Origin of the sequence: Pseudomonas sp. GW531-T4 (assembly GCF_017349615.1) — a bacterium.
Lineage (GTDB): Bacteria > Pseudomonadota > Gammaproteobacteria > Pseudomonadales > Pseudomonadaceae > Aquipseudomonas > Aquipseudomonas chlororaphis_I.
Map to the genome: position 1 here is coordinate 1 of NZ_JACMZT010000002.1, position 25,118 is coordinate 25,118.

Below are 25,118 nucleotides of genomic sequence, written 5' to 3' on the forward strand. Positions count from 1 at the left end.
GGCCCATGGAATTGCGTTTTCCGGCCGACACCACTCCACGGTCAATTGCGCCACCCGAACCTGAAAAACCGGCCCAAGCCCCCCGCCGCCATGGCTTTCCCAGCATGGCCCCGGCGCAGCCTTGCCCGAAAAAAAACAACGCCAACCTACACACCTGGGGTTCACCATGCAGCACTTCACCGCACACCGCCTGACGCTGGCCGTATCGCTCAGCGCGGGCGTCTCGCTGAACCTGGCCGGGTTGTCGGCCCACGCCGCAGAGGGCGCCGACAAGGCCGCCCTGCCAGTGGTCACCGTCACCGCCGAGCACCATGCCGAGGACCTGCAAAAGGCCCCGCTGGCGATCTCCGCGTTCGATGAAAAAGCCCTGGAAGACAAGCAAATCAAGAGCATTCGCGATCTCTCCGGGCAGGTGCCGAACCTCAGCCTCAGCCGCCAGTCGATCTCCTACAGCGCGCAGACCTACGGCATCCGTGGCATCGGCGAGACCGATCCGATCCAGGAAGCGGCCGTGGCGGTCTACGCCGACGACCTGTACATCCCGCGGGCGATTTCCTCGATGCTCGATTTCAACGACGTCGAGCGCGTCGAGGTGCTGCGCGGCCCCCAGGGCACCCTGTACGGACGTAACAGCAGCGCCGGGGCGATCCGCGTGATCACCCGCGACCCGACCCAGGAAACCCGGGGTTTCCTCGAACTCGGCGCCGGCAACTACAACGCCCGGAACGGCCGCCTGTTGATCAGCGGGCCGCTGGTGGACAACGCCCTGTTCGGCAGCTTTTCGGCGATCCGCCTGAGCCGCGACGGCACCGTCTCCAACCCCACCCGCGGCAAGGACGTGAACAACGTCGATATCCAGTCGTACCGCGGCAAGCTGCGCTACAAGCCGGACGATTCGCCCTGGGATGTGCAACTGACCCTGGCCGGCACCTTCGACCGCGGCGACACCACCAGCTACACGCCCTTCGATGCCAACGGCCGCTTCGACAAGTTCAAGAGCTACAGCAGCCTCGATCCGAAAAACCGCCTCGACCAGGGCAGCTCGGTGCTGCGGGCGATCTACGCGATCGACGAGCACCTGAACCTCAAGTCGGTGACCGCCTACTCGGCCTTCCACCAGCCGGTGGACTACGACAACTCGGGCCAGGCGGCGCTGATCCAGAACAACCTGATCCTCTACAAGCAGGACTACGCCACCCAGGAATTCCAGCTCAACGGCGACTACGACGACTTCAGCTTCAGCACCGGCCTGTACCTGTACCGCGAGCAGTTCGACGCCGAGCGCGACAACCTCACCTACTCGGTGGCGCGCAACCGGGTGATCGGCCAGGGCCAGTACAGCACCACCCACACCGAGAGCTACGCGCTGTATGGCCAGGGCAGCTACAGGATCACTCCGCAGCTGTCGCTGATCGCCGGGCTGCGCTTTACCCGCGAGCACAAGAATTTCGAGTACGACAACTACGCCATCGACAGCAAGCGACGGATCACCGGCACTAATTTCAGCGCCGATTCGAGCAAGTCCTGGCAGTCCACCAGCCCGAAACTCGGCTTCGAATACGCCTGGACCCCGCACCTGAACCAGTACGCCTACGTGGCCAAGGGCTTCAAGGCCGGTGGCTACGACAACCGCGCGCCGACCCGCGCCGCCGCCGAGCAGGCGTTTTCCCCGGAAGACGTGACCACCTGGGAAACCGGCTTCAAGGGCGACTTCTTCGACCGTCGCCTGCGGGCCAACCTGGCGCTGTTCTACAACGACTACAAGGACCTGCAGACCAATGCCTACGACCCGGCGCTGGGCGTCAGCCTGCGCACCAACGTCGGCCAGGCCCACACCTACGGGGTCGAGCTGGAAACCCTCAGCGCCCTGACCAACGACTTGCAGCTGACCTTCAACCTCGGCTACCTGCAAAGCCAGTACGACGACTTCGAGAACGCCAGCGGCGCCGGGGTCGATGCCAACGGCAAGCAGCTGGTGTTCTCGCCGCGCTGGAACACCAGCGTCGGCCTCAACTACAGCATTCCCGCCGGCCTGCCCGGCACCTGGCTGGCCGGCACCGATGCGCAGTTCCAGACCAGGTCCTACGCCAACGCGCTGAACGACGACATCCAGGAAATCCCCCAACAGACCTTCTGGAACGCCAACACCCGCTACATCTCCGGCGACGGCCACTGGACCACCACCCTGGCGGTGAAAAACCTGCTCGATCGCGCCTACCCGCAGTCGGTCGGCTACGTGCCGTCCAGTGGTGCCCGCTACTACGCCGTCAACGACCCGCGAACCCTCTTGCTGTCCGTGCGCTACGACCTCTGACCCCTCATCGGCAAACACGCCAAGGAGTACCTTATGGCTTTTACCCGCAGGCAACTGATTTCCCGTATCGCTGCCGTCGGTGGTTATTCCGCCGCCGTCGGCGCCCTCGACGCCCTGGGGCTCACGCCCAAGGCCGTGGCGGCGGCTTTCGACCCGCTGCAACTGGGCAGCAGCGGCAAAGGCAAGCATGTGGTGGTGGTCGGCGCCGGCATTTCCGGGCTGGTCAGCGCCTATGAACTGCGCAAGGCCGGTTTCAGCGTGACCATCCTCGAGGCCCGCGAGCGGGTCGGCGGACGCAACTGGACCCTGCGCCGCGGCAGCAAGGTGGAGTTCGACGACGGCGTCAGCCAGACCGTGGACTTCGATGAGGGCCAATTCTTCAACGCCGGCCCGGCGCGCATTCCCAGCCATCACCAGACCCTCCTCGGCTACTGCCGCGAGCTGGGCGTCGAGCTGCAAGTGCTGGTCAACAGCAGCCGCAACGCCCTGGCCTTGCCGGACGCCCGGCAGCCGGCGTTCCAGCTGCGCCAGGCGGTCAACGACAGCCGTGGCCAGCTGTCCGAGCTGCTGGCGCGCAGCGTCAGCCGCAAGGCCCTGGACCAGGACCTCAGCGCCGACGACCGCCAGGCGCTGCTGAACTTCCTCAAGGTCTATGGCGACCTCAACGCCGACTTCAAATACCAGGGCTCGGTGCGCTCGGGCTACACCCGCCTGCCCGGCGCCGGCGACCAGACCGGCATCACCCGCGCGCCGCTGCAGTTGCAGACCCTGCTCAATCCCAAGCTGTGGGGCGCACTGGTGTTCGATGAAATCCCCGAGTTTTCCTCGACCATGTTCCAGCCGGTGGGCGGCATGGACCGCATCCCCCTGGCGTTCTACGACCAGCTCAAGGACGCGGTGCGCTTTCACGCCGAGGTCAGCGACATCCAGACTTCCGAGCAAGGCAGCCGCATCACCTACAAGGACCGCCAGACCGGCAAGAGCCAGACCCTGAGCGCCGACTACGCCATCGTCACCGTGCCCCTGCCGCTGCTGGCCAAGCTGCCGAACAACTTCAGCACGCCGTTCAAGCAGGCGATCCTCAGCGCCCAGAGCGACCAGGCGAACAAGGTGGCCTGGCAATCGCCGCGCTTCTGGGAAACCGACTTCAACATCTTCGGCGGGCTGTCCTACCTGGACCATGAAGTCAAAGGCCTGTGGTACCCCAGCGACCGGCTGAACAGCGCCCAGGGCATCCTCGTCGCCGCCTACAACACCAGCGAAGCGGCCCAGGCCTTCAGCCGCAAATCCCTGGCCGAGCAGTTCGCCTCCTCGCGCCAGGCCGTCGAACTGCTGCACCCCGGGCACAGCGCCAAGCTGCAAAAACCGGTGGCCATCAACTGGTCCAAGGTGCCCTTCAGCAAAGGCCCGTGGATCGTCAACGACGAGGTCGGCGAGCAGGCCTACCACATCCTCAACCAGCCCCAGGGCCGCACCTACCTGGCCAGCGATGCCCTGGCCCATGGCGGCGTCGGCATCTGGCAGAACAGCGCCGCCGATTCGGCGCGGCGCATCGTCAGCCTGATCGGCCGCCATGCCGAACGCCAGCAACCGGGTGTGGCTGCCTGATTCCCCCCCATTTTCCCCAAGACAGAAGGACCGACCGATGAAAACCACCACGCTGCTCGCAGGACTGCTCATGACCGCCACCGCCTTCACCAGCCTCAGCCACGCCGATGAGATCAAGCGCATCGCCCTGCCCAACTCCAACTTCCCGATTTCCCTGGCGGTGGCGGTGCCGGCGCAGACCGAGCTGCTGTTCGTCAGCGGCCTGCTCGCCGACCTGCACGACCCGCAAGCGCCGAAGGATTCCTTTGCCGCCTACGGCGACACCGCGACCCAGACCACCTCGATCCTCAACAAGCTCAAGGGCGTGCTGCGCAGCCAGGGCCTCGACCTGGGGGACGTGATCCAGCTGCGGGTGTTCCTGGTGGGCGACCCGGCCAAGGGCGGCAAGCTGGATTTCGCCGGGTTGCAGCAAGGCTATACGCCGTTCTTCGGCAGCGCCGAGCAGCCGCACAAGCCGGCGCGCACCGCGGTGCAGGTGGTCGCCCTGCCACTGCCGGGCGGCCTGGTGGAAATCGAAGCCGTCGCCGCGCGCAAGAAGTGACCCGGACCTAGCCGATATTCAGGAGCCCCCTCTCATGCTCAAGCGCTCAACTGCCCGACGTACTGCAACGGTCTATCGCCCGTTGTTGCTGCCGCTGTCGATTGCCTGCGGCCTGGCTTCATCCAACCTGGGGGCCGCCGAAAGCGCCTCGCCGACCCTCGACACGGTGGTGGTCACGGGCAACCGTGGCGCCACCGAACGCACCGTGACCACCAGCCCGACGCCGATCGACGTGGTCACCGGCGAACAACTGCGGGCGGTGGGCAAACCCAGCCTGCTGGAGGCGCTGAGCAAGTTCATCCCGTCCTTCAACCTGCCCGACCGCGCCGGCTGGGACGCCAGCGGCGTGGTGCGTTCGGCCACCCTGCGCGGGCTTACCGCCTCCCATGTGCTGGTGCTGGTCAACGGCAAGCGCCGGCACACCAGCGCCACTTTGAACATCAACGGCATCAACAGCGGCGCGGCGCCCAGCGACCTCGACCTGATCCCGGTGGCGTCCATCGACCATATCGAGGTGCTGCGCGACGGCGCGGCGGCGCAGTACGGCTCGGACGCGATATCCGGGGTGATCAATATCATCCTCAAGCAGACCACCGGCGGCAGTTCCGACACCACCCTCGGCCAGGGCTACGACGGCAAGCGCGGCACCGCCCAGGAGGCGCTCAACTACGGCTTCCAGCTCGGCGAGGCCGGGGTGCTGAATGTCTCCCTCGACACCCGTTACCAGGAGCGCGACAACAAGGCCGGCAGCAACGGCTACAGCAGCCATTACTACCCGCTGGCCGACGGCTCGCCCGACCCACGCGAGGCCGACGCCAGCCACCACACCTACAAGGGCTACGGCCTGCCCCGCAGCCAGCTGGCCGATGTCGGCTACAACCTCGACCTGCCGCTGAACGACACCGTGACCCTGTATTCGTTCTCGACCCTGGCCACCCGGGAGAACAACGACGGCCAGAACTTCCGCCTGCCCAACGGCCGCAACACCATCACCACCGGCCCCAATGGTTATCCCAACGGCTACAGCCCGTACTGGCTGGTCAACGAAACCGACTTCCAGTCGGCGTTCGGCGCCAAGGGCGAGGACTTCGGCGGCTGGGCCTGGGACCTGAGCAGCACCTACGGGCGCAACTACGCCAAGCAGCGCACCTACGACAACCAGAACCCGTCGCTGGGGGAAAACACCCCGAACAAGTTCACCTCCGGCATCTATATCGCCGACCAGCTGACCAGCAACCTGGACCTGAAGCGCAGCTACGAGATCGGCCTGGCCAAGCCGCTGGACCTGGCCTTCGGCTTCGAGCACCGGCGCGAAAGCTACGAGACCCGCGCCGGCTCCGAAGCCTCCTATCTCGATGGCGGCTATGTGTTTCCCGCCGGCCACCCGCGCGCCGGGCAACGCCCCGATCCGGGTGCCCAGGTGACCAATGGCATCAGCCCCGAGGATGAGCAGAAAATCAGCCGCAACAGCGTCGCCAGCTACATCGACCTGGGTTTCTACCCCGTGGAGCAGTGGTATGTCGGCGTCGCCGCGCGCTACGAGCACTACAACGAAGGCGTGGGCGCCACCCGCAGCGGCAAGCTCAGCACCCGCTATGAGTTCAACCCGGTGTTTGCGCTGCGCGGCACTATCAGCAACGGTTTTCGCGCGCCGTCCCTGGCCAACCAGATCTTCACCGCGCGTTCGACCGGCTTCGACACCATCAATGGCGTCTACCAGTCCTACAACTACGTGATCCTGCCGGTGGATTCGGCCGGCGCCCAGGCGCTGGGCGCGCAGTCCCTGAAGCCGGAGCGCTCGACCAACTTCAGCCTGGGGTTTGCCCTGACCCCCAGCGACGACCTGAGCCTGACCGTGGACGGCTACGTGATCAACCTGCGCGACCGCCTGGTGCTCAGCGAACGCTTCCAGGGCCCCGGCGTCGCCGCCCTGCTCGACAGCATCGGCGTACCCGCCACCGCCGGCGCGCAGTACTTCACCAACGGCGCCAATACCCGCACTTCCGGGGTCGATGTGGTGGGCAATTACCGGCAGAACCTGGCCCACTACGGCTCGGTGAAATGGACCGCGGCGCTGAACTACAACCACACGCAAATCCTCAGCGTCAGCGACACCCCCGCGCAACTGAGCGCCCTGGGCAGCAACTTCCAGCTGCTGGGACGGCAGTCGCGGGCGCTGCTCACCAAGACCTCGCCCAGCAGCAAGATGATCTTCTCCGCCGATTGGGCGATCCGCGACTTCGACGTCAACCTGCGGCTGACCCGCTACGGCACTTACACCGAGGTCAACAGCTCGAGCAACCCGGACCTGGACCGCGAATACTCGGCCAAGTGGATCACCGACCTGGACGTGGCCTATGCCTTCGACAAGCAACTGACCGTGGCGGTGGGCGCGCAGAACCTGTTCGACAAGTACCCCGACCATATCGGGGTGAGCAACTCGTCGTTCGGCGATAACTGGGGCAGTTATTCGCCCTTCGGCTTCACCGGCGGTTACTACTACACTCGGGTGCAATATGCCTTCTGAGGTGCCCCGCGGCAGAGGTAATGCCGCGGGTGCCGGGCTTCGATGCGACGCCGGGCTCCTGCCCCAGGCGTCGCCCTTTTTACCGCGAGCGTAGCTGCCCATGACTGACGTGTTCGCCAAGGTGGCCCTGGGGCCGCTGTTACTCGCCCAGGGCCTTTACACCCGCTGGGTCACCCCCAGATTGCCAGAGGCCGAGGGCCCGCGCCAAGGCGGGCATGCCGCCGCCAACGGGCCGGCCCTGCGCCTGTTGATCCTCGGCGACTCCGCGGCGGCGGGTGTCGGCGCCGGCACCCAGGACGAGGCGATTGCCGGCCGGCTGGTGGCCGGGCTGGCCGGCGACTTCCAGCTGTCATGGCAGCTGCGGGCACAGTCCGGGCTGGATTCGCAGCAATTGTTCCAGCTGTTGGACGGCGGCCCGGTGGAGCCCTTCGATGTGGCGCTGGTGTCCATCGGCGTCAACGATGTCACCAGCACCATCGCCGCAGCCGAATGGCAGGCGCGGATCTCGCGCCTGATCGAGCTCCTGAGCGAGCGCTTCGAGGCCCGGCACATCGTCTTCCTGCCCGTGCCGCCGATGCACCTGTTCCCCGCCCTGCCCCAGCCGCTGCGCTGGTACCTGGGCCTCAGGGCCCGGCGCTTCAACAGCCTGCTGGCCGAACTGCTGGCCGGCCTGGAGCACTGCACATTGCTGGCGACCCGCTTCCAGCCGGCCGCCAACCTGATGGCCGGCGACGGCTTCCACCCCTCCCCGGTGCTCTACCGGATCCTCGCGGATGAAGCGGCGCAGGTGATTCGCCAGCGTTGCGGTCGTTAAGCCACTCCCTGTCCTCACACCAGCCCCAGCCCTGGACGCCGGCCAATAAACCCCGGGGTTTCGCGCATGGTGCCGGCCAGCCTGTTCGATATCATTGGCTGGCCGATTCGCAGCTGCCTGTCAGCCCTGAACCGGCGCCCTGACGCTCCCTCGATACCCAACGGACCCGATACCTTATGCCCGCATCCACGCTTGTCGGTGGACGGCGTTCGAGCTGCTTTTTGTTTTGCCTGGCGCTGTCCTTGATGGTGCCCCTGATGAACAGCAGTGCTCCGACCCCGCTCTACCCCTTCTACAAAGAGCAGTTCGACCTGAGCGCGCTGGACCTGACGCTGATTTTCGGCGCCTATGGCATCGGTGTGCTGATCGCCCTGGTGGCCATGGCGCGGATCGCCGGCAACGTCAGCGACCTGCGTCGCCTGTTCGTCCCCGCCAGCCTGCTGGTGCTGGTTGGTGCCGCGGCTTTTGCCCACGGCACGTCCCTGGGCCCGCTGTGCGCGGCGCGATTGCTGGCCGGCCTCGGCTCGGGGGTGATGACCGCGGCGGTGAATGTGGCGCTGGTGCGTTTCAACCCGGGGCACAACGACAAGTTGCCGGCCCTGGTGGCGACCCTGGCGATGGTTTCGGGCCTGGCCCTGGGGCCGCTGGTCAGCGGCGCGGCGTTGCAGCTGGAACTGCGTCCCCTGGCATCGCCCTTCTGGCTGATCGCCGCGCTCGGCCTGGCGTCGGCGGTCGCGACCCTGATCCTCTGGCCATCCCGGGCGGCCAGCGATGCGGCGGCGCCCACTCCGGAAAACACCCGCCCGGCCAGCCTCAGGCAAGCCTTGCGTGGCATCGGCCTGCCCTTTCACCTCTGCGCCTGGAGTGTGTTCTTCAGCTGGTCGTTCGCCGCCTGTGTGTTCGTGATCGGCCCGCAGGTGGCGCAGCAGGTGTTTGGCCTGGAGGACCGCGGGGTCTTTGGTTATGTGATCTGCGCCTACCTGCTGATCGCCGGCCTGAGCCAGCTCTACTGCCAGCGCCTGGACGCCCGCCAGGCGCTGCTCAGCGGTTGGCTGTGCCAATGCCTGACGCTGCTGATCCTGCTCCTGGCCTGCTACAGCCAGGCCCTGTACCTCGCCCTGCCGGGGTTGGCGATCGGCGGTTATGCCTATGGCGCGCTGTTCGTCGGCAATGCCCGCCTGGTCAATCAGCTGGCGCCCCGGCACAGCCACGGCAAATTGATTGCCTATTTTTACGCCACCGTCTACCTGTTCAACGCCACCCCGGTGCCCTTGGGGCTGTTGGTGGACGCCTGCGGCATCGTCACTGCCAGCAACGTCGCGCTGGGGCTGTTCCTGGTCATTGGCCTGGGCTTGTTCGCCTTGGCTCGCCGCACGCGTTTTGCGGCTCGCTGAGTCGTCCCGGACGCGCTGGCCAGCAGCGGCCCGCGCCCGCATACCGCGAGCCTTCAACGCCTGACCTTCACTACCGCCATCAGCAGCGCCGAAGACAGCACACCGAGGGTCATGAACACATAGGCCGCCCCGGGATTGCCGGTGAGACCGATCAGGTAGCCGACGATCCACGAACCGACGAAGGCGCCCAGCGCGCCGCAGGCGTTGATCAGGCCAATCGCCCCGCCGAACACATTGGCCGGAAGCACTTCCGGGATCAGCGCGAAAAACGGTCCATAGGGCGCGTAGAGCGCGGCGCCGGCGACGGTCAGCAAGGCGAACGACAGCCAGAAGTGCGAAGGCCCCAGCAAGTACGAGCAGAAGAACGCCAGCGCGCCCAACCCGAGCAGCGGCCAGACCAGCGATTGGCGCCGCCCGGAGCGGTCCGATGCCCAGGACACCACGAGCATGGCGGCGACGGCAGCCACATAAGGCACCGCGCTCAGCCAGCCGACCGTGACGATATCCGTGGCAGCCGCCTGCTTGATGATGGTCGGCAGCCACATGATGAAACCGTAGACGCCGATGCTCCATAAGGCATGCACGGCACAGAGCTGGATCACCACCGGGCTGGTGAAGGCCTGGCGATAGTTGCGCACCGCCTTGAGGCCCTGCTGTTCCTCGGCAAGGGTGGCGGCCAAGCGGTTTTTTTCCTGCCGGCTCAGCCAGTCGACCTGCTCGGGCTTGTCCCGTGCCAGGCGCCACCAGACAAACGCCCACAGCACCGCCGGCGCGCCTTCGATGACAAACATCTCGCGCCAGCCCCAGGCCTGAATCAGGTAGCCCGAGACCACCGACATCCACAGCACCGTGATCGGATTGCCCAGCACCAGGAAGGTATTGGCCCGCGAGCGCTCCTGGCGGGTGAACCAGTTGCTGATGAAGATCAGCATCGCCGGCATCACCGCAGCCTCGACTATGCCCAGCGACACCCTGATCACCATCAGCATCGGGATATTGGTCACCAGGCCGGTGGCCATCGCACACAAGCCCCACAGGATCAGGCTGCAGAACACCAGTTTGCGCACGCTGTAGCGTTGCGCGTAGATGGCGCCGGGCACCTGGAAGAAAAAGTAGCCAAGGAAGAACAAGGCGCCGATCAGTGATGAGGTGCTCTTGCTGATGCCCAGGTCCTGCTCGATGCCCGCCGCGCTGGCGAAGCCATAGTTGGCCCGGTCCAGATACGCCAGGCTGTAGGTGACGAAGATCAGCGGGATCAGGTACAGCCAGCGCTTGGGCGCGAAGGCCGTGGCGGTCGTTGACGGATGTCGCGCCGGGTCGCGGGTATGCGGCGACAGTGCCGGTTCTTCGAGAGGGCTCATGGGTGTCTCCTGTTTGTTGTTGTTTTTCAGGTCCGGGTACTGGGCTCAAACGACGCTGGTCAGTCCTCCGTCGACAAAGATTGTCTGGCCATTGATGAAGTCCGAGGCCGCCGAGGCGAGGAACACCGCGCTGCCGCACAGCTCCTCGACCCGCCCCCAGCGCCCCGCCGGCGTGCGTTTGCACAGCCATTGGGAAAACGCCTGATCGTCGATCAGCGCCCGGTTCATTTCGGTCGCGAAATAGCCCGGGGCCAGGCCGTTGGCCTGGATGCCATGGCGCGCCCATTCGGCGCACATGCCTTGGGTAAGCATCTTCACCGCGCCCTTGGACGCCGCGTAGGGGGCGATGCTCGGCCGGGCCAGCTGGCTCTGCACCGAGCAGATGTTGATGATCTTGCCGCGGCGCCGGCCGATCATGTGCCGCGCCACGGCCTGGGACACATGGAACACCCCGTCCAGGTTGACCCGCATCAAGGCATGCCAGTCGTCGGCGGCGAAATCCTCCAGCGGTGCGCGGCGCTGGATGCCGGCGTTGTTCACCAGGATGTCGATAGCGCCGACCCGCGTCTCGAAGGTGTCGATGGCCTCGAACAGCCCGGCGCGATCGGTGACGTCGAACACCGCGATCTCCGCGCCGATGCCCTCGTCGCGCAACTGCCGGGCAACGGCCTGTGCCTTGTCCCTATTACGATCGTTGATCACCACCTTGGCGCCGGCGGCGCCCAGGCCCCGAGCCAGTTCCAGGCCAATGCCCTTGCCTGAACCGGTGATCAGGGCCCTTCTCCCATCCAGCTGGAAACTACCGGGATTGAATGACATGCTTTCCTCCGCGAGACGGCCGCTGTTTTTGGAATGGGCCTTGCGGGCACTTCAGCGCAGCTGGCGGGCACTGTCCAATCGTCATTGCTGATCTGGTAATCAATCTTCGTGATTACCATCTCGAAGCGTTTTCAACCCTGGAGTCGGTCGATGGAAATCAAACACCTGCGCTCGTTCGTAACCCTGGCCCAGGAACTGCATTTCGGCCGCGCGGCGCAACGGCTGGCTATCGTCCAGCCGGCCTTGAGCATGCAGATCAAGCTACTGGAGGAGGAATTGGGCGTGCGCCTGTTCGAGCGCAACCGCCACGCCGTGGCGCTGACCGAGGTCGGAGCGATCTTCCTGCCCGAGGCCCGCGCGACCCTGCACCAGGCGGCCCATGCGATGGACGTGGCCAGGGCTTCGGGACGTGGGGAGATCGGCCGGGTGCGCCTGGGCTTCGTGTCTTCGGTACTGCCGGAGTTCCTGCCGGCTCTGATCCGCGCCCTGCATGAGCGTTTCCCACGCATCGAGCTGGAACTCAAGGACATGCCGGGGCCGGACCAGGCCGCGGCGCTGAAAAACGGCCAGCTGGATTTCGGCCTGATGCGCCTGCCGGCGATCATTCCCGGCATCCAGACCCGGGAGGTGCTGCGGGAGAGTTTCATGGTTGCGCTCCCCGACGATCATCCGTTGGCCTGGAGCGCAACCCTGCAACCGGCGGCGCTGGCGCGACTGCCGGTGTTGATCCTGGCCAGGCGCTACGCCCCGGGCTTTCACGATCAACTGATGCAAGAGCTGAACCGCCAGGGCGCGCAACTGGAAGTCGCCGCGGAACTGGGCGAGTTCACCACCATGCTCGCCCTGGTGTCCGCCGGGCTCGGCATTGGCTTGCTGCCCGCCCACGCCGGGCGCGCGTTACCCGCCAACGTGGTCGCCCGCCCCCTGGAACTCGGGGACTACCAGGCGACCACCGGCCTGGCCTGGGTGGAACTGGACAATGCCCTGAAGAGCACCGTGTTCGGGGTGATCAGCGACGTGTTCCTTGAGGGCCACGGGCAATGATAATCAGCGACAACCCAGGACCGAGGATTTCCTCCTGGCAGCCCCATTCCAGGACTATCGGCATGCTAAAGTCGGTTTGATTTTGCCAATCGTCCAGAAAAGGTGCCCCCATGGATCCGCTTTCCGGTGTCCTTTCGCTGCTGAGAATCCGTAACTACCATTCGGCGGCCTTGAAGCTGGGTGGCGACTGGGCCTTCGACTTTCCCAGCCGGGCCGGCATCAAGTTCACGGCCGTGGTCAAGGGCAGTTGCTGGGTGAAGGTCAGTGGCGAGCCGACGCCGCAACGCCTCCAGCAAGGCGACTGCTTCCTGATGACCCGCGGTGTGCCCTTTACCTTGTCCAGCGACCTGGGGCTGCCGGCCATGGATTCCGAAGGGTTGTTTCAAACCCCGGCCCCGGACGAAATCACCCTCGATTACGGCGGCGACGATGTGCAACTGGTCGGCGGGCGCTTCGATTTCAGCGGCGTCCCCACCCAGTTCCTGCTCAGCGCCCTGCCCTCGCTGGTGCATGTGCAGGGCAACTCGCCCCAGGCGTCGATCCTGCGCTGGGCGCTGGAACGCTTTACCGCCGAGCTGCAACAACAGCGCCCCGGCCGCTCGCTGATGAACGAGCACCTGGCGCACATCATGCTGGTCGAGGTGCTGCGGGCTCACCTGGCGGCCCTGGAACCTAGCAGCCTGGCCAGCGAGGGCATGGGCTGGTTCTTCGGCCTGGCGGACCGCAACCTCAGCGTCGCCCTGAGCGCCCTGCACGCCAACCCGGCGCGACGCTGGACAGTCGAGGAACTGGCGCGGCTGGCGGCCATGTCGCGCTCGGCCTTCGCCCTGCGCTTCAAGCAGATAGTCGGCGCCGCGCCAATGGAATACCTGACCCACTGGCGCATGCTGCTGGCCGGCGATCGCCTGAGAAACTCCGGCGACTCGGTGGCGTCCATCGCCTTTTCCCTGGGCTATGAATCGGAGAGCGCCTTCAGCACCGCCTTCAAGCGAGTCATGTCGCACTCGCCACGCCAGTACCAGCGCGAGCAGGCGGCCGCCGTCGAGGCTTAGGTCGAGGCCGCCTTCAAGGCCGCCTTCAAGGCTGCCTTCAAGGTTTAGTGCAGACCGCCGCCGATCACCAGGATCTCGCCGGTGATCCACCCGGCGTCGCTGGACGCGAGGAACGCCACCGCGGGGGCGATGTCCTCGGGTTTGCCGATACGTCCCAGGGGCGTGATGGCTTCGATCTTCTGCCGGAAGGCGTCTTCGAAGAAGCCGCTGGCATGCACGCCCTCAGTGACCACCAGCCCCGGGTTGACCGAGTTGACGCGGATGTTCTTTGGCCCCAGTTCGTTGGCCAGGGTCCGGGTGATAGCGTCCACCGCGCCTTTGGAGGCGGTGTAGACCGTCGAGTTGGCCGGGGTGAACGAGGTGACGCTGGAGCTGATATTGACGATGCTGCCGCCCTCGGGGTTGAACACGCCGACCGCTTCGCGGGTGCACTGGATCAGGCCCAGGACATTGAGGTTGAACTGGCGGTGGAACTCCTGTTCTTCGATCTCGGCCAGGGCCGCGGTGGAGTAGACGCCGGCGTTGTTCACCAGGATATCGAGATGGCCGTGCTCATGGACGATGGCCTTGAACAGCGCCTTCACTTCCAGGGCATTGCCAACATCCGCCTGGACGGCATGGGCGCGACCGCCCGCCTGCAGGATCTCTTCGACCACCCGGTCGGCCTCCTCGCGACCACGGCTGTAGTTGACGATCACCGTGGCGCCGTCCTTGGCCAGTTGCTTGGCAATGGCCGCGCCGATGCCCTTGGACGAACCGGTGACCAGGGCGATTTTCTTGTGCAGTCTTTTCATTTCGTAGGCTTCTCTTCCAGGTTCAGAAACGCTGACCAGGCCTTGAACAATCGGCCTCTGATCAACGAACCCAGCTTATGAGCCACGCCCCGGACGGGTAATAGTTGGTCCTCCAAAATAGCTTCGCCATCGTCCAGAGGTGTGGCGACCCTTTGCCCCACCGCTTCTTCGATGGCCCGCTCATAAGCGGCTAGCCACTCGTCGTGCGCCGTCGAACAAATTTCAACTTTTTAAAAAAATCAACACTCCCAATTAATGCTTGCTGCCATTGCGAGCGACATTCGAGCGACAGCATTGCCGGACCCTGCGCGCAAGGGCGTCTGCCCTTGCCTTTCATGCCTGGCCGCAAGGCCCGGCCCTTCGAGGAGAACCCTGATGAAGATCTCTGAAGTCATGACCCGTAACGTACAGACCGCACGTCCCGAGCAGACGCTGCGGGAAGTCGCCAACATGATGGCCAGCATCGACAGCGGCGCCATCCTGGTGAACAACGAGGACCGGCTGGTCGGCATGATCACCGACCGTGACATCGTCATTCGTGCCGTGGCCAAGGGCCAAAGCTGCGATATGCCGATCAGCAGCGTGATGAGCAGCGACATCCGCTATTGCTTCGACGACCAGGAGGTCGACGAAGTGGCCCGCAACATGGCCGATATCCAGCTGCGGCGCCTGCCGGTGGTCAATCGGCAGAAACGCCTGGTGGGCGTGGTGTCCCTGGGCAATATCGTCAAGGCCCACGATCGCGATGCCAACAGCACCGTGCTCCAGGGCGTGGCCAAGGCCCATTGATATCCTGGCCCCAGACGGCTGTGGCCGAGCGGCCACGGCCAGTATTTACCCGGTGGGCTGGCAGCCGTCGGCCCCGGGTTTTCCCGCGTATTCGTCCTCTGCGCGGTACAGACCGGAAAAATCCGCGTTCAAACCTCTTATGGCCTGGATGAGCCTGCGCCAGCCTGATCGTGCACACCGTCGTGGCAGCCAGGCATTCAGCCGCTTTCCGAGCTGGATGTGGCGCAACGTCGAGGTGTGCGACTTCACCCGTTGGCTGCACCGCTACAACCGGACCCTGCCCGCGGACCAGCGCATCGAGTTTCGCGGGCTCGATGTCTATAGCTTGCGCAATTCCATCGGCGAAGTACTGGCCTACCTCGATAGCACCGCCCCGCAGCTGGCGCGTGAAGCACGCCGGCGTCATGGCTGCCTGACGCCCTGGCAGGACGACCCGACCCTGTATGGGCATTCCGTCGAGCGCGGCCATGAGGCCTCCTGCGAAGAACACCCCGAGCCAGCAGATCCTCGCGACGAGGACGAACAGCGCCAAGACCTCGATGACGACACGCCAGACCCTGCGAAAGGCAACGAGCAGGAAGCCGAGGACATCGCCAGGAAAATCGCCGAGATAGAAAGGAAGGTCGCGGACCGCAACTGAGCTCGTCAGCAGCGGCGAGGTCCACTGATCGTGGAGGGGCCGCCGCGCCCGCCATAAGTGCCGCCCCCTCGCCGCCCGCCTGGTTTGTGCTCAGCGCTCCTGGGGCTCTTCGAGCATGCGCTTGGGGTGCATGCCATTGACCATGCCCATGAACGGCGCGTGGATCGAGTAACCCAGCATGCGCTGGATATGTTCACTGCACTGCCGGGCGACGTGGCGCGGGGTCGACAGGATGAAGTTCTCCTGCTGGCGCGCCCAGGGTTCGCAGTACTGCGCCGTCAGCGCCAGGCGTGGCGCGTCGGTGGTGTTGGCGCCGCCGCCATGCCAGAGGGTGCCGAGGAACAACACCACCGAGCCCTTGGGCATGACCACCGGCAGCACGACGGCCTGTTCGGCGGCGGTGGGCAGGCGCCCGTCCCAGAGATGGCTGCCGGGAATCACCACGGTGGCGCCGTTGTCGCCGGTGAAGTCGTCGAGGGCCATGATCGTCGCCGCGCCATAGGGCGGCCGTGGGCGCGCCATGGGGTAAAAGGCATCGTCGTAATGCAGGTGCTGGGCACACTCGCCCGGCAGGATATTGATCGCCTGCAGCTGCGACAGCAGGTAGTTGGGCGCGAGGAGCCGGTCCAGCAGGCCGAGGATCAGCGGATGCTCCACCAGCGCATCGCAGACCCGGGTTTTCGCAATCACCGCATACAACCGCTGGGTACGCGCGCCCTCGAACGAGTTGCGCCCGGTATGGGAAAAACGGCCGAGCAGGTCCTCGCGCATGCGGCTAACCTGCTGGTCATCGAACAGCCGTTCGAGCACCACGAAACCGTCGCGCTGCAGCTGGCCCATCAGTTCATCGAGCTGCGCGGCGGGCACGGCGGGCTGGGTACCGGCGGTCGATCGATAGGTCCTGGCGCATCCGCTGCTCATGTAGTCGTGCCGCTCGGGCAAGGTTGTGGTTGTCATCGATTGGCTCCTGGGAGTGAGTCGCATCAATCTGCAGGACGCCGGAGTGGCCGCCAATGACGCTTTGTCTCAACTGACATGACCCGCCCCTACCCGCACTGGATCGTCGCCCCGACCATTCCCGCGCGTTTTGTGCGCGAGATGCTGGGGCAGCTGCACCTCGATGCCAGCGCACGCGCGGCGCTGCTGGAGCGCTGCGACTTGCCGATAGAAGCCCTGCGCGACGGCTATCGTGTCGCGCCACTCAACTACCGCGCCTTGAGCCGCCTGAGCGTTGGCCTCGGCGCCGACGAAGCCTTCGGTTTTTTCACCCGCCCGGTGCCCCTGGGCAGCTTCGAGCAATTGCTGCGCCTGCTGGTGCACCTGCCGACCCTGGCCGATGCCTTCGACGAAGCCGCGCGCTTCTACAAACTGTTCGATGGTTCCGCGCCCTGGCGCCTGGAAACCGAAGGCAAGATCGCCCGCCTGCGGCTGACGCCCCGGCCCGGGGCCCAGACCGATTCGGTGCTGTGGCCGCATATGCTGCTGTTGTCGCTCTGGCATACCGGGAGCTGGCTCGCCGGCGAAACCCTGCCGCTGCGGCGGATCGTCCTGCCCCGACAGCTCACCGGCTTCACCGCGCAAACCCGTTTTCTGTTCGGGCGCCAACCCGCCTTTGGCGCGGGCGCATGGCTGGAGCTGCCCGCCGTGAACCTGCAAGCACCGCTGATGCGCCGGCCGGCGGAAGTTGCGCGCTTCGCTCGCCAACTGCTGCCGGCGGTGATCGCCCCCGGCCCGCTGGCCACTTTCGAAGCCCACCTGCGTGCCTTGCTGTGCGCCGCCGAACCCTTTGCCGGGCTGTCGGAAATCCAGGCGGCCAAGGCCCTGGGCATTTCCCGCCAGACCCTGGCCCGCCGCCTGGCCGCCCTGGGCGTGACCTTCCTCGGCGTGCGCGACGAATTGCGCCGCGACCTGGCCTGCACCCTGCTCGCCCGCGGTTCGGTGAGTGTCGCCGAGCTGGCGGAACGCCTCGGCTACTCGGAACCCAGCGCCTTCCAGCGCGCGTTCAAACAATGGACCGGACTGCCGCCGGGGGCTTATCGCGGGGGTCGGCGCTGAGCAGGCTCAGGGGCACCCTTCGGGGACGATTACGTTTGACATCTACGACGCTGGAGTGCCCGTTGAGACCGTGGCGAAGGTTCTTGAAGGGCTCTTCAAACCGTAGAGGTTCGCGCCGGATATCCTTGCAGGCAACCATTCAGTGGCGTTGCCGGCTGCCTCTCTGCTATTTAGATTATCGAGTCGATATCAAGCGTATGTGGCGCACCAATGGTGTGTCCGTAGATTGAAGCCAACAGACCATCATCTGTATTCGCAGTGGGAGCCATGGCCAGTTGTTCGGCCACTCTGTTTTCCGGGTGAGCCTGCCAGCGCGGCAGGCTCTCGGTCAGCAGGTCAGGCTGTGTTGCGACCGAGCCGTAAACATACTTCTCGTCAATCGTCACTCGGCGTAGGGTCTCCAGACGATCAAGGGTCATTTGCACCTTATCGACCTCGCGATTGAGCGCCTCGATGACCAGTTCATGGGCTCGGCCATAGGGACCAGGGTTACCGTTAAGCATGCGGCGCTTGAGGCGCAGTTGGTCAGTGATTTTTGTCAGGTCCCCCTTGACCCGTTCGACTTCTCCATCAGTCACTCGCGAACTCTTGAGCTCCAGGGCCTCCTGCCAGCGTCGCAATGTCGCCCAGCAACCAGGGATATAGCCGCCGACCATTGAATGATTACCCCCGTCAAGAATCTGCGAAATCAACCCCGGTCTTTCAGGCACCCCCTTGTTCTGTTGAATGGCCAGGGTGCAGGCCGCATGCTGGGTAATGGTGTCGCAACCTGGCTCCCAGAGGATGGCGGATTTCTCCTTGCCACCAAGGTCTACTGTGAAGAAGTGGTACAACGTCCCGTGATGCTCATAGGGTTCTCCGCTCAGGTTAGTAATACCTGCGACGAACACCGAGAGACCCAAGGGGACGTTGACGAAGGTTAAGGCTGCACCTGTGCCATAGACAGATGCCTTGGTGTTCATCCAGGTCCCCGGCACGCTTGGCACTGGGTCGTTATGGTTGACCATGCGGTAATGCACCAAGTCAGCAGCACCTTTTACGAAGGTCGCGTCGGCGGCTCTTGGGGAGCCGTAGGTGTACAGCACGATTTCAGCACGATATTTTTTCTGACGACGCAGCATTTCCGAGAGCAGCAAGGTGATTGCTCCGCCCAGGCTATGGCCGCAAATGATCAGTTTCTGTCCGGTGTAGAACTTGTCGAGATAGTTGGCGGTGAGGTCATAGACCTTCTGAGCAGCCTCATAGAATCCTCGGTGAACCTTGCCTACACCTTCCACAAAGGGGACCTGGAGCGCGTCGGCATCCCGAAGGCCATCCGCTAATTTTTCATTGGTGCCGCGTACTGCAATCAGGACCAACTCATCGTTATGCGTGATAAACGCTTGGGTGTCGGTGTTATCAATTTGGTTACGATCATCAAGAAAATGAATTTTGGCCGGATGTTCTTGTTCCTCTTCTAAATCCGGGCTGTTCGATGGATACAGGTCAGGATCAAACGGCGCGATCTCCAGGCGTTTGGAGTACGGCATGTCTTCGTAAAGCGGGTAGTACGCCCTGGCTTGCCCAGGGTCCACTTTCCAGATTTCATCGAACTTGGCCAGGGCGTCGCCAAACCAGTTACCCATGCTCGGTTTCTGCGGGAAACGGACTGTCTTCTCCTTGATCGGAGTCTTATCCGGTTCCTGACCAAACGGGTTGTAGCTCAAGGTGGCCATGATGGCGAGTTGATACAGATTCAATGCACAGAACTGAGAATCGGTGGAGAGCATTGGGCGCAAGGCCCGTAAAGGGCGAACTTCCAGTACGTTGTGTTTGTTGGGCAGCAGACAGACACCGCGTTCACCATGCTCACGCATCAACTTGGCCCATCCCGGACGGAGTGGGTAATGACAATCGACCTCAGGTGGTAAGTGAGCAACATGTTCGACGAAATGACGCACTTCGACTTGGAAGAAAGAATCTGCACAGGCTTGTGCCGGATTGCTTTGGGTTCGAGAACCATCTTTATGAGCGTAACGGGTTTGCTCAGCACGAACTTGAAGTTCAGTTATTGGGAGTGGGTAGTTGGGTCTTTGCTTTAGATAAGCATAAAACTCATTGCTCCCTTGATACTGTTCTTCGATAATTAGGGCTATTGGACCTGCAAAGTGATTGTCTACTTTTCCTGTGCCCGTGCCGTCGAGCTTTCCTGTGTATGTGTAGCCTTCCGTATCGATGACTTTATAGGACAGTCCAGCGTATGGTTGCCCCTCACCAAACTCATCCACTAACTGAAAGCTGGTCCATTTACCTTGAACAGGGCAGGTAAACATCCGGCTATTTAACGGGTGTTTCAGCTCTTCATCCAACGTGGTCATTGAGTGATTTCCTTATTCTGTACAACCAGGGTAAATGGAGCATTGCTTGCCATCAGGCATGAGAAATGTACTGAAGTCTTTATAGTTTCCGAAGCAGAATGCATATTGGTCTTCAAAGCTTTTGCCCATGCAACGCTTCCAGCCACCAGGGACCTTGACCCACGTATCGCCTATAGCTGGTCTTTCCTCATCAGCCAGCTTGATCTTCAGTTTCACGGTTTTACCCGGCAGTTGATCCAAGGTGTAAGCCCCAACGGGACGCCCTTTCGTCACCATGCCCTGAGCATCAACCTTCTTGCAATTGAGAAGTTTTGTTATGTAACGATCAGGCCCAATAGTACGGAACAGCCATTGACATTGACCATTTATGGCGCTTTCTCCAGCAGCATCAAAAGCTCTTTTTTGGTGTTCTTCAAGTTGCTCGCGAACAACAATTACTGCCGTGTCGCTGCCGAAGTCTCCACGATCTTCTCCATAAGTGGCGTAAATATCTAACTCGACGCGATAGATAGCCAGCCGACAACCTTCAACAGTTCGATAGATGGGGATCTCAGAGTTTGGCTTGTATCTTTCCTTGTAATCTAAATGCCATCTTTGGTTGTAGCCAACATCCGTTTTTTTAACCGTACAGTTTTCTCCCTTGGCGGGGGCATATTGAGCCACAGCCTCGTAAGCGAAGTTGGGCGGCAGATCAGCCGTAAAGGTAAAGCTTTCCGATTGACCAATCGCACACCCTGCTACCAGGGCCACACAGGAACCCAAAAGCAGGCCTTTAGATGTTCGTGTCATTACGAGGCGTCTCCTTGCCAAAAATGCGTTGCCTGATAAACCCGCTGGAGGTGCTTTAATTCTTCACCCAATGTGGCCATTGAGTGATTTCCTTATTCTGTGCAGCCAGGGTAAATGGAGCATTGTTTGCCATCGGGCATGCGGAATGTACTGAAGTCTTTATAGTTTCCGAAACAGAATGCATATTGGTCTTCAAAGCTTTTGCCCATGCAACGTTTCCAGCCGTTGGGAACTTTGACCCAGGTATCACCGATAGCAGGCCTTTCCTCATCAGCCAGCTTGATCTTCAGTTTCACGGTTTTACCCGGTAGTTGATCCAGGGTGTAAGCCCCAACGGGACGCCCTTTCGTCGCCATGCCCTGAGCGTCAACTTTTTTGCATTCGAGGAGTTTTCTAAGGACGCGAGTCTTCCCTGATGTACGGAACGACCATTGACACTGGCCATTTATGGCGCTTTCTCCAGTAGCATCAAAAGCTCTTTTTTGGTGTTCTTCAAGTTGCTCGCGAACAACAATTACTGCCGTGTCGCTGCCGAAGTCTCCACGATCTTCTCCATAAGTGGCGTAAATATCTAACTCGACGCGATAGATAGCCAGCCGACAACCTTCAACAGTTCGATAGATGGGGATCTCAGAGTCAGGCTTGTATCTTTCCTTGTAATCTAAATGCCATCTTTGGTTGTAGCCAACATCCGGTTTTTTAACCGTACAGGTTTCTCCCTTGGCGGGGGCATATTGAGCCACAGCCTCGTAAGCGAAGTTGGGAGGCAGATCAGCCGTAAAGGTAAAACTTTCCGATTGACCAATAGCGCACCCTGCTACCAGGGCCATACAGGAACCCAAAAGCAGGCTTTTAAATATTCGTGTCATTACGAGGCGTCTCCTTGCCAAAATTGCGTTGCCTGATAAACCCGCTGGAAATGGGCTGCCGGAGTTTCATCGGGGTGCGCCTGCCAGCGCGCGGCAAGTGTACCGTCTGTTTCCTTTAAACTCTGGACCAGCAAGAACTCCAGTTGCTCAGGCGATTGCCAGCTCCAGGTGTCCGCCAAGGCCAACTGAGCACTGAGCCATAAGCCGGGATCTTGTTGCTCGGCAATGCGGGCGTAGGCTTCCATATGCTCTGCCAGTAGATAGCGGCGGGCATTGACCTCGCGTAGGTGTGCCGATTGATCGACCTCAGCGGGCACGTTGCACCATGCAGGGTTCCTGGGGACTGGATGGTTGCCTGGGGCTGGATTGCCAAGGGCTTGCCAGTGTTCTCCCTGCCAGTAGCAGGCGCTAATTATGGGCCCGAGGTATTCAGGAAGGACCTCAGCGGTCAAGTGTCCAAGTGCGCGGCTTAGCACACGGTTGTCGTGAAAGCGGTAGAGAGCTTGATGGGGTCGTATTCCGACAATCAGCCGTTCGCGCCAATGTCTGACCAGTTCGTTTAGTCCTGCTTCAGGCGCAACACTGGCCAGCCAACCCCAGTTTCTTTCAGGCGCCTTGAGCAACTCGTTCAAGCGTCCATCTTCAGGGCTGATGAGGAACATAAAAGGCCCTGCATCCGCCAGATCAGAGACAGGCGTTTCGCTGTACACACTGCAATACTGATCAGTATCCAGACTGCCTAACAGAAGCTGGCGAGTGTCGAGTTCCCCGTCAGAATCCAGGATCAGGCACAGGGCGCGCCCAAGGCGGCGTTGTTCAATCATCCATTGCTGAGGCGTCGTGCGGGTCATGCCGTGGCTCCCTCAGTCAGGCAGAGACCATTTTTGCAGGCCTCGCAGATCGGACAGAAGTCAGGGCTTTTCACCCTGGAGACGGCCATCAGGGCATTCTGGGACGGGGCAATCATCGGGGGGAGTGCTGGAGGGGCCATCAGGGCTGTCAGTGCCCCTGGCAATATGGGATTGGCCGCAGTCCCTCCGACTGGTGCGCCACCGATTTGAATATCAGTACTGCTGAAGATCCCACCAGGGCCAATCACGATGTGTTGGCCACCGGCCTTCAAGGTAATGCTGGCGCCCGCATCCAGAATCAGGTTGGCTCCGGCTTTAAGGTGGACCTCCTGCCCCGCTTCGGCGACCAGCGTTTGGCCTACGCAGGTATGACTGCTGCTACCGACCAACAAGTAGTCGTTGGCCTTGAGCTGGACTTTGCGGTCAGCGGTGACGGTGCGGTGGTCTTCAGCTTCCAGCACGACAATGCTGTTGCCCTTGATGGTTTCCTTACGTTCGTTACCGACTTCCAGGCGGCTGTCATTTTCGACCTTCTGCTCCATGTCGCGCTGAGCCCGCAGGTAGATCAGCTCCTGGCCGCTACGGTCTTCCAGATGCAATTCATTGAAGCCTGTGCTGTCGGGTGAACTGCGGCTGCGAAAGACGCTGCGGGTCTTGTGGGCGGGCAGCTCGTAAGGGACAGGGTTAGCGCTGTTGCTGAGACAGCCACTGATCAGGGGGGAATCGGGGTTGCCCTCCAGGAATGAAACCAGGACCTCCATGCCGACCCGAGGAATGGTCACTGCGCCGTGGCTGGTTCCTGCCCAACTGGAGGCGACACGTAGCCAGCAACTGCTTTTATCATCGGTCTGACCTTCGCGGTCCCAATGGAACTGGACCTTGACCCGCCCATACTGATCACAGTGGATTTCCTCGCCTCTGGGGCCGGTGACCAAAGCGGTCTGACTGCCGAGTATCCGGGGCTTCTCGTAGGCCTGTTGCGGGCGATAGAACACATCCCACGGCGTTGCGGTAAAGGTGTTGCGGTAGCCCTGATGGAAATCGTCCTTGCGCTCGCTGGTGTCACTGGGGAGGCTTTCCTCCAGCACCTGAGGTTGCAAGCCTTCATGGCGAACCGAGGTCAGCAGCCAGAGGTCATTCCATTCCTGGCGTGGGTGCTCGGACAGCTCCAGAAAGTGACCGCTGACCAGCGTGGGTTGATCGCTTCTGCCTTCGGCCTGACGGTAGTCTGCACGATGGGCTTCCAGGGCCCGTCGGCTCGACAGTTTGCCCCGTTCGCGCTGAAGGAAACCACCGGGGTATTGATAGTCCTCCAGATCAGGCTGTCCGTTTTCGAGCGCTGGGCGATAGTCGGCCTGCAGCGTCATGCGGGCTTTCTCGAAGTCGTAATCGCGTTGCGTGGTTCGACTGGTGCGGGTCGCAAAACGCAGGTTAAAACCTTTGATCACGGGTTCGTCGGCAACCAGGCCACTGTCCTGCACATAGGCTGTCGGCCTGCCCAGCTTGGGGAATATTGTCTGGTCGTCACCGAATAGCAGTGCGTGGCCTTGTTTTGAATGTTGAAAGTGATAATGGATGCCTTCTTCCCAGCACAGGCGCTGAATGAAGTAGAGGTCTGATTCGTTGTACTGGACGCAGTAGTCACGGGCTGGATAGATCGACCCCAACTGAAACTGGTAAGCGTCGCTTTGGATACCGTGTTCTTCAAGAATCTGCGCGATGATCTGCGGGACGGTTTGCTGCTGGAATATTCGTTGGTTGGTACGGTGCGCCAGATAGGCTAACTGCGGGACCAGGGTAAGGCTGTAGCGGGTCAATCGCTTACCTGAGTCACCTTGCGAGATGCGGTAGACCTGTCCATGAATACCAGCGCCCTGGTCGTTGAAAGCCAGAAAGGCTTGCTTGTGCAAGAGGCTTTCGATGTCCAGATCGGGCCGTTCGCTGACCAGCTCCAGATCAAAGGAAAAGGGGGCGCTGATGGACTCCTGGCCAGTGAACGAAAGGACCTGAAGGTCGTGCTTGAAGTCATTGACGGTCAGGCTGAGATGCGTCTGTGGACTTGCATTGAACATCCAATGTCCCTTTTCCAATCATGTTGCGTGGCCCCACAGAGGGCAAAGGCTTCTGTGGGTATGCAGGAAGCAAAAACGCCTTCACGCTAACAAGCGAGGAAAAGAAAATAGTTGGGAGCTTTCCCAAAATACCGGTTGAATTGTCGCTATTCAGAATGAGTTGGATAAGGCATCGCCAGGTCGATCCGGTTATGGAGCGTTTCAAGCGGAGGTGCCGTTTAGCTGGGGCGATTTACGACGTTAAGTTCTTTCTCGGCCTGGGCAGCCAACAACACTTGGAATGCCACGGGTTCTGGCTGCACTGGTCCGATCCGCCACGTTCAGGCACCTCTCACTGCTTTTTTCACCGCCACCCCGTTCTCCAACGCCGCGTAAACCGGCATGCTGCGCCACCCTGATCGCCAGGGCAGCAGGCCGCCCACCGGGGA

General features: G+C 62.4%; 20 protein-coding genes. 11 read left to right on the forward strand and 9 right to left on the reverse strand.

Annotated elements, in window-relative coordinates; all coding sequences use genetic code 11:
• The first annotated feature begins 166 nt into the window (after positions 1-166).
• The 6 genes from J4D28_RS01720 (at position 167) to J4D28_RS01745 (ending at position 9,198) form a co-directional block, all read left to right on the forward strand.
• On the forward strand, positions 167-2,314 hold the full coding sequence (locus J4D28_RS01720; RefSeq protein ID WP_103330727.1) for a TonB-dependent receptor: 2,148 nt from the start codon (positions 167-169) through the stop codon (positions 2,312-2,314).
• 33 nt (positions 2,315-2,347) lie between these two features.
• A complete protein-coding gene (locus J4D28_RS01725) occupies positions 2,348-3,922 on the forward strand; it encodes an FAD-dependent oxidoreductase (RefSeq protein ID WP_103330726.1) in 1,575 nt (524 codons plus the stop codon).
• 37 nt (positions 3,923-3,959) lie between these two features.
• Positions 3,960-4,463 carry a RidA family protein gene (locus tag J4D28_RS01730; RefSeq protein ID WP_023965312.1) on the forward strand — a complete coding sequence of 168 codons (504 nt, stop codon included), beginning with the start codon at positions 3,960-3,962 and terminating at the stop codon, positions 4,461-4,463.
• A 34-nt stretch (positions 4,464-4,497) separates the two neighbouring features.
• The gene (locus J4D28_RS01735; protein WP_103330725.1) at positions 4,498-6,990 is read left to right on the forward strand and encodes a TonB-dependent siderophore receptor; all 2,493 of its coding nucleotides are present in this window, start codon (positions 4,498-4,500) and stop codon (positions 6,988-6,990) included.
• Positions 6,991-7,090: 100 nt separating this feature from the next.
• Positions 7,091-7,804: an SGNH/GDSL hydrolase family protein gene (locus J4D28_RS01740; protein ID WP_103330724.1), complete on the forward strand. Its 714-nt coding sequence runs from the start codon at positions 7,091-7,093 to the stop codon at positions 7,802-7,804.
• 245 nt (positions 7,805-8,049) lie between these two features.
• On the forward strand, positions 8,050-9,198 hold the full coding sequence (locus J4D28_RS01745) for an MFS transporter (RefSeq protein WP_258537340.1): 1,149 nt from the start codon (positions 8,050-8,052) through the stop codon (positions 9,196-9,198).
• A gap of 53 nt (positions 9,199-9,251) precedes the next feature.
• Here J4D28_RS01745 and J4D28_RS01750 read toward each other — a convergent pair whose 3' ends face one another.
• Positions 9,252-10,559, reverse strand: coding sequence for an MFS transporter (locus J4D28_RS01750; protein WP_103330722.1), 1,308 nt, complete (start codon positions 10,557-10,559; stop codon positions 9,252-9,254).
• 45 nt (positions 10,560-10,604) lie between these two features.
• The gene (locus tag J4D28_RS01755) at positions 10,605-11,378 is read right to left on the reverse strand and encodes an SDR family NAD(P)-dependent oxidoreductase (protein WP_009049100.1); all 774 of its coding nucleotides are present in this window, start codon (positions 11,376-11,378) and stop codon (positions 10,605-10,607) included.
• A gap of 150 nt (positions 11,379-11,528) precedes the next feature.
• On the opposite strand from J4D28_RS01755, the gene J4D28_RS01760 reads away from it, so the two are divergent.
• Together J4D28_RS01760 and J4D28_RS01765 are read left to right on the forward strand one after the other, a co-directional pair.
• A complete protein-coding gene (locus J4D28_RS01760; protein WP_103330721.1) occupies positions 11,529-12,422 on the forward strand; it encodes a LysR family transcriptional regulator in 894 nt (297 codons plus the stop codon).
• A gap of 110 nt (positions 12,423-12,532) precedes the next feature.
• On the forward strand, positions 12,533-13,474 hold the full coding sequence (locus J4D28_RS01765; protein WP_041983722.1) for an AraC family transcriptional regulator: 942 nt from the start codon (positions 12,533-12,535) through the stop codon (positions 13,472-13,474).
• 44 nt (positions 13,475-13,518) lie between these two features.
• Here the strand turns inward: J4D28_RS01765 and J4D28_RS01770 are convergent, their stop codons facing one another.
• Positions 13,519-14,268 (reverse strand): SDR family NAD(P)-dependent oxidoreductase, encoded by a 750-nt coding sequence (locus tag J4D28_RS01770; RefSeq protein ID WP_016705224.1) that lies wholly within the window; start codon positions 14,266-14,268, stop codon positions 13,519-13,521.
• A 375-nt stretch (positions 14,269-14,643) separates the two neighbouring features.
• On the opposite strand from J4D28_RS01770, the gene J4D28_RS01775 reads away from it, so the two are divergent.
• Both J4D28_RS01775 and J4D28_RS01780 read left to right on the forward strand, forming a co-directional pair.
• Positions 14,644-15,057 carry a CBS domain-containing protein gene (locus J4D28_RS01775; protein ID WP_009049104.1) on the forward strand — a complete coding sequence of 138 codons (414 nt, stop codon included), beginning with the start codon at positions 14,644-14,646 and terminating at the stop codon, positions 15,055-15,057.
• A gap of 139 nt (positions 15,058-15,196) precedes the next feature.
• Positions 15,197-15,697, forward strand: a complete 501-nt coding sequence (locus J4D28_RS01780) for an erythromycin esterase family protein (RefSeq protein WP_103330720.1) — start codon at positions 15,197-15,199, stop codon at positions 15,695-15,697.
• Between the two features lie 90 nt (positions 15,698-15,787).
• Here the strand turns inward: J4D28_RS01780 and J4D28_RS01785 are convergent, their stop codons facing one another.
• Positions 15,788-16,654, reverse strand: coding sequence for a phytanoyl-CoA dioxygenase family protein (locus tag J4D28_RS01785; protein ID WP_103330719.1), 867 nt, complete (start codon positions 16,652-16,654; stop codon positions 15,788-15,790).
• A gap of 78 nt (positions 16,655-16,732) precedes the next feature.
• Between J4D28_RS01785 and J4D28_RS01790 the strand changes: the two genes are divergently transcribed.
• Positions 16,733-17,752, forward strand: a complete 1,020-nt coding sequence (locus tag J4D28_RS01790; RefSeq protein ID WP_009049107.1) for an AraC family transcriptional regulator — start codon at positions 16,733-16,735, stop codon at positions 17,750-17,752.
• 170 nt (positions 17,753-17,922) lie between these two features.
• Here J4D28_RS01790 and J4D28_RS01795 read toward each other — a convergent pair whose 3' ends face one another.
• The 5 genes from J4D28_RS01795 to J4D28_RS01815 all read right to left on the reverse strand — a co-directional run bounded on the left by J4D28_RS01795 (position 17,923) and on the right by J4D28_RS01815 (position 24,690).
• Positions 17,923-20,109: a lipase family protein gene (locus J4D28_RS01795; protein WP_103330718.1), complete on the reverse strand. Its 2,187-nt coding sequence runs from the start codon at positions 20,107-20,109 to the stop codon at positions 17,923-17,925.
• A gap of 12 nt (positions 20,110-20,121) precedes the next feature.
• Positions 20,122-20,898: a hypothetical protein gene (locus J4D28_RS01800; protein WP_103330717.1), complete on the reverse strand. Its 777-nt coding sequence runs from the start codon at positions 20,896-20,898 to the stop codon at positions 20,122-20,124.
• A 92-nt stretch (positions 20,899-20,990) separates the two neighbouring features.
• Entirely contained in the window at positions 20,991-21,767 is a 777-nt protein-coding gene (locus J4D28_RS01805; protein ID WP_103330716.1) for a hypothetical protein, read from the reverse strand.
• On the reverse strand, positions 21,767-22,618 hold the full coding sequence (locus J4D28_RS01810) for a DUF4123 domain-containing protein (protein WP_103330715.1): 852 nt from the start codon (positions 22,616-22,618) through the stop codon (positions 21,767-21,769). Before J4D28_RS01810 ends, J4D28_RS01805 begins: the two co-directional genes overlap by 1 nt.
• A complete protein-coding gene (locus J4D28_RS01815) occupies positions 22,615-24,690 on the reverse strand; it encodes a type VI secretion system tip protein VgrG (protein WP_103330714.1) in 2,076 nt (691 codons plus the stop codon). Before J4D28_RS01815 ends, J4D28_RS01810 begins: the two co-directional genes overlap by 4 nt.
• Between the last annotated feature and the right edge of the window lie 428 nt (positions 24,691-25,118).